Genomic DNA, 3,961 nt, shown 5'->3' with positions numbered 1-3,961 from the left:
CCGGCTAAACCTGAGCCATGAGCTCCGCCCCCCTGCCCGACGCCGGATCGAACTGGGTGGACCGCCATGCGCCGGAAAGCCTGAAGCCCTGGCTCAAGCTCGGCCGCTTCGACCGACCCATCGGGATATGGCTGCTGCTGCTGCCGGGCTGGCAGGGGATCGCGCTGGCGCTCGCCCAGTATCGCAGGGGGCCCGACGCCTACGACGCCTGGCTGTTCGTCGGCTTCGCCTTGGGCGCCTGCCTGATGCGGGCCGCGGGCTGCGCCTTCAACGACATCGTCGACCGGGACATCGATGCCAAGGTGGCGCGCACCGCCCTGCGGCCGATCCCGTCGGGACGCATCACCGTCAAACAGGCTTGGGCCTTCGTCATCGCCTGCAGTCTGGTCAGCCTGCTGATCCTGCTGACCCTCAACCTGACGGCGATCATGCTCGGCGTGGCGTCGCTGGCGCTCGTCGCGGCCTACCCCTTCATGAAACGCGTCACCTGGTGGCCGCAGGCTTGGCTGGGACTGACCTTCAACTGGGGCGCGCTTATGGGCTTCGCCGCCGCCTTCACCTTGGCCGCCAAGTTCGCCTTCCTGAACACGCTGCAGGTGGAAAGCATCGGCCCGCCGGCGCCTTCCATCATTCCGACGCTGGAGCCGCGCGACTATCTGGCCGCCCTGCTCCTGTACGCCGGCGGCGTGTTCTGGACCCTCGGCTACGACACCATCTACGCCCTGCAAGACATCGAGGATGACGCCATGGTCGGGGTGAAATCCTCGGCTCGCCGTCTCGCCGGAGCGGTCAGACAGGGCGTTGCGGTCTTCTACCTCCTCGCTCTCCTGTGCGCCGCGGGCGCGGGCGCGACGGCCGGTCTGGGCCCGCTGTTCTGGGTGGCGCTGCTGTCCTATGCGGCTCAACTCGGATGGCAGGTCTGGCGTCTCAGGCCAGAAGAATCGGCGCTGGCGCTGCGGCTGTTCAAATCGAACCGCGACGCCGGCCTCATCCTGCTTTCCGCCATCATCCTCGGCGCTGCTGTAGGGTGAAGCTTGTGAAGGAGTCCCGCATGACGACCTCTCCCCTCCGCCACGCCGGCCTCGCCGCCGTCGCCATCCTGATTGTGGCGTCGGCGGGCTGCAACCGGGACCGCGAGCCGGCGCCCGCGGCGAAGGCTGCGCCGGGACAGGCCGCTACGGTTGCCGCCACGGGCCCGACCGCGCCCCTGACTTTCGAGTCGAAGACCCCTTGGGCGGACGTGCGCCTGAGCCTGCCCGAGTCGCTCAAGGCGCAGCCCGACCTGCACCCGGCGCTCTATGAGGAAGAGGTGCGCCGCCTGCGCCAGTTCGTGGAGGGCGCCCAGGGCGAGCTGACCGAAGCGGGGGCGGACAGCGGCCTGCCCAAATACGCCAAGGACATCAGCTTCAGCACCGCCCTGCAGACGCCGAAGCTGTTGAGCCTGAAGCGCGTGGATTACGACTATTCCGGTGGCGCGCATCCGAACACGCTCTCCAGCGGTCTGTTGTGGGACAAGACGCTCAAGCGCCGGATCGGGCTGCCCGATCTGTTGGGCAAGACCGCCGACCTGACCGTGCTGGATCAGGCGATCTGCTCGGCCCTGAACGCCGCCAAACGCGCCCGCGCGCCCGACTCGCCCGGCGTCACGCTTGGCGGCAAGGCTTTCTCCTGTCCCCGTGCGCGCGACACGGCCTTCACGCTGACCCCGTCCGACACGCCCGGCAAGGCGGGAGGGCTGACCTTCCTGATCGGCCCCTATCAGGTCGGACCCTATGCCGAAGGCGCGTACGAGATCGCTATCCAGACCACCGTGTTCCGGTCGATGCTGACCCCCGCCTACAGCAGCGAATTCGGCGGCCGGCTCGCTCGCGCGGGCGACGTCACGCCGGGGTCGCCCCAAGCCCGACCGGCCTAAACCGACGCTCAGCGCGCGGCGAGAAACTGGTCGATCAGCGCCGCGAAACGGTCGGGCTGATCGGCCATGATGAAGTGGCGGCTGTCATCCACGCGGACGAGATGAACGGCGGCCAGACCGGCGTACTCCCGCGCCCACAGCGCATCGGCCATCGCGGCGGGCGCGCCGCCGTCGGCGTCTGCGGCGTAGAGCGCCCAAACCGGGGTCGTCATCGAGCCCAGTCCAGGCCGCAGGTCGGTCGTCATGACCTCACGGATGGCGGTCGCCATCGCCCGGCGATCCGAGCGCATCGACCATTCGACCATCGCGGCCTGTGTGGCCGGCGCGCGCGAATAGCCCACGGCGGCGCGTTCCTGGCCCGCCCGGTACGTCGCCTCGTCGGCGGAGACGATCCCGGCCGCCGCCTGCTCGGCGAAGGGACTGGCGGTCTCCGCCGTGGCCTGCGGCCCGTACAGGGCGGAGAAGAACGGCAGGCTGTCGACAGTCATCACCCGTCCCGGCAGGTCCGGATGGCGTTGCGCCAGCATCAAGGCCGCCATGCCGCCCATCGAATGACCGATGATCGCCGGACGTTCGAGACCGGCTTCGCGGATATAGCTGACCAGGGCCTCGACCGCGGGCTCGACGAAGGGACCGTCGCCGTGACGCCACGGCTCGCCCGCGAAGCCGGCCAGTTGCACCAGATGAACGCGGTGGGTCGCCCTGAGCCGCTCAGCCTCGGCGCGCCACACCTCGCGCGACGAGGCGAAGCCGGGGATGAGGAACACGTCGGGTCCCGCGCCGACGACCTCGACCGAGAGCCGGTCGGAGATGAAGGCCTGACGCGGCGCGGCGACCTGGGGGAACGCCTGAACCGACGGCGCGGAGAGCGCGGCGCCCGCGGCAAGGGCGAGGGCGGAGGCGGCGACCAGAAGGCGCAGGGGCGCGCGCCCGGAAAGACGGGTGGAGTTCAGCATGGCGATGTCCTTGTGAGCGGGGGGTCCTGACGACGTCAGGTGTGCGGATTGTCGAAGACGTCCTCAACCGGGCGGGCGAACAACACGGCGATCCGGTAGGCGAGGTCCAGCGAGGGATCGTGCTTCTCGGTCTCAAGCGCGTTGACGGCCTGGCGGGAGACGCCGAGCGCCTGCCCCAGCTGTTCCTGGGTCCAGCCGCGCTCGACGCGCAGGAGTTTGAGGCGGTTCTTCATCAGTTCGAGCTCTTGATGAAGGGGCTGACGCAGCCGAAGAAGGCCCAGAAGGCAGCGTAGACCAACCAGCCCGGCAGGTGGGGCGCGGCGGCGAAGGTTTCGGAGAAACCCCAGAACGTCGCCAGCGCCATGGCGAGGCCTGCGGCGACGATGAACTGTTTGGCGATCACCGCGCGGACGAACTCGTCGCTTTCACGGATCAGGCTGAGCGTCGCCCACAACTGGCCGATCACCGGAGCCGAGACCGCGGCGGCCAGGACCCAGGCCGCGGGGGTCCCTATCACCTCGTCGAAGACGTCCGTCACCATCATCGACACGCAGATCAGCATGTACGGAATCATGAAGGCGAAGGTGCGAATGACGTACCGGCGATGCGCTTCCGTTCCGGTCCTCCAGAGGCTTAGCATGACGAACACTCCCATTTGAAGTAAGGCTTACCTTACATCAGCATTATGTCATGTCAACATGACTTTTCGTCAGGCATGCATGACATGTTCAGCCGGAGCGCGCCGCCTTGCCGTGCGGGCGCGGGAGCGTATCTTAAGGTCATGCCTGCCGCTCCCCGCGCCCGCCCGACCGACCTGTTCACGCCTGGAGAGTGGACTCCATTCCAGACGCGCTCCGCCTGGATCGGACCCCTGCTGGTGGCGCACTGCTGGGCGGTGATCGCCGTCGCGGTCGCGGCCGGGGTGACATGGCCGGCTCTGATCCCGTTGTGCATTGCAGTCGTCGGAACCCGGCAGCTGGGCCTCGCCATCCTGATGCACGAGGCGGCGCACGGGGGACTCTCGTCCAACCGCCGCGTGAACGACTGGCTCGGCCACTGGCTGTGCGCGGTCCCGATCGGCGCTTCGCTG

At 68.7% G+C, this 3,961-nt stretch carries 6 protein-coding genes; 3 read left to right on the top strand and 3 right to left on the bottom strand.

Going from position 1 to position 3,961, the window contains the following annotated elements; genetic code table 11:
- The first annotated feature begins 17 nt into the window (after nucleotides 1–17).
- Nucleotides 18–1,031 carry a UbiA family prenyltransferase gene (locus VGB60_RS06065; protein WP_331037368.1) on the top strand — a complete coding sequence of 338 codons (1,014 nt, stop codon included), beginning with the start codon at nucleotides 18–20 and terminating at the stop codon, nucleotides 1,029–1,031.
- 20 nt (nucleotides 1,032–1,051) lie between these two features.
- The gene (locus VGB60_RS06060; protein WP_331037367.1) at nucleotides 1,052–1,915 is read left to right on the top strand and encodes a DUF3298 and DUF4163 domain-containing protein; all 864 of its coding nucleotides are present in this window, start codon (nucleotides 1,052–1,054) and stop codon (nucleotides 1,913–1,915) included.
- An 8-nt stretch (nucleotides 1,916–1,923) separates the two neighbouring features.
- Here VGB60_RS06060 and VGB60_RS06055 read toward each other — a convergent pair whose 3' ends face one another.
- Genes VGB60_RS06055 through VGB60_RS06045 form a run of 3 tightly spaced genes read right to left on the bottom strand, consistent with a single transcriptional unit; the run spans nucleotide 1,924 to nucleotide 3,511 of the window.
- Nucleotides 1,924–2,871 (bottom strand): alpha/beta hydrolase, encoded by a 948-nt coding sequence (locus tag VGB60_RS06055; protein WP_331037366.1) that lies wholly within the window; start codon nucleotides 2,869–2,871, stop codon nucleotides 1,924–1,926.
- A gap of 35 nt (nucleotides 2,872–2,906) precedes the next feature.
- A complete protein-coding gene (locus VGB60_RS06050) occupies nucleotides 2,907–3,104 on the bottom strand; it encodes a helix-turn-helix transcriptional regulator (protein WP_331037365.1) in 198 nt (65 codons plus the stop codon).
- Nucleotides 3,104–3,511 (bottom strand): hypothetical protein, encoded by a 408-nt coding sequence (locus tag VGB60_RS06045; RefSeq protein ID WP_331037364.1) that lies wholly within the window; start codon nucleotides 3,509–3,511, stop codon nucleotides 3,104–3,106. Before VGB60_RS06045 ends, VGB60_RS06050 begins: the two co-directional genes overlap by 1 nt.
- A 141-nt stretch (nucleotides 3,512–3,652) precedes the next feature.
- Between VGB60_RS06045 and VGB60_RS06040 the strand changes: the two genes are divergently transcribed.
- A partial coding sequence (locus VGB60_RS06040; protein WP_331037363.1) for a fatty acid desaturase occupies nucleotides 3,653–3,961 on the top strand: 309 nt, incomplete at its 3' end.

The sequence above is a fragment of the Brevundimonas sp. genome, assembly GCF_036399195.1.
Lineage (GTDB): Bacteria > Pseudomonadota > Alphaproteobacteria > Caulobacterales > Caulobacteraceae > Brevundimonas.
The sequence above is the reverse complement of the archived record's forward strand: the minus strand, read 5'-3'. Positions and strand labels throughout refer to the sequence as shown.